Annotated in this window: 1 tRNA gene and 1 rRNA gene; both read left to right on the top strand. The window is 50.2% G+C overall.

The features are described 5' to 3' along the window. The first annotated feature begins 48 nt into the window (after window positions 1-48). Window positions 49-124: transfer RNA gene (locus tag CFB39_RS38540), tRNA-Ala, on the top strand. A gap of 290 nt (window positions 125-414) precedes the next feature. After that, window positions 415-522, top strand: a 23S ribosomal RNA gene (locus CFB39_RS38535); the annotation flags it as partial.

Below are 522 nucleotides of genomic sequence, written 5' to 3'. Positions count from 1 at the left end.
CACCATTGTCTTGTCTGGCGGTAGGTACCTGAGGTTATCTGTACTCATGGGGGCATAGCTCAGCTGGGAGAGCACCTGCTTTGCAAGCAGGGGGTCGTCGGTTCGATCCCGTCTGCCTCCACCAATCACCAACGCTAAGGGCTTGGTTCAGACACTGAACCGAGAATTTTGCATTGGCGATTGAGCCAGTCAGAGTGATACGTAGTATGTATCGGCTGTCGTTCTTTAACAATCTGGAAGAAGCAAGTAATTTGGATAGCGGAAGCGTCTTGAGATGGACGTGAAAACTATCCGGGTTGTGATTGTATCGATGTATCTCAAGATGATTCGAACTTAATGTTTGACTCAATTGGAATACGGCACAACGCGAGAACTCAACCTGTAGCGAACTGTCGCGAGACAGACTCGTTATAGGGTCAAGCGAACAAGTGCATGTGGTGGATGCCTTGGCGATCACAGGCGATGAAGGACGCGGTAGCCTGCGAAAAGCTACGGGGAGCTGGCAAACAAGCTTTGATCCGT

It is taken from the genome of Burkholderia sp. AU6039 (genome assembly GCF_002223365.1).
In the GTDB taxonomy this organism is placed as follows: Bacteria; Pseudomonadota; Gammaproteobacteria; order Burkholderiales; family Burkholderiaceae; genus Burkholderia.
This window is presented reverse-complemented; position numbering and strand designations above follow the sequence as displayed.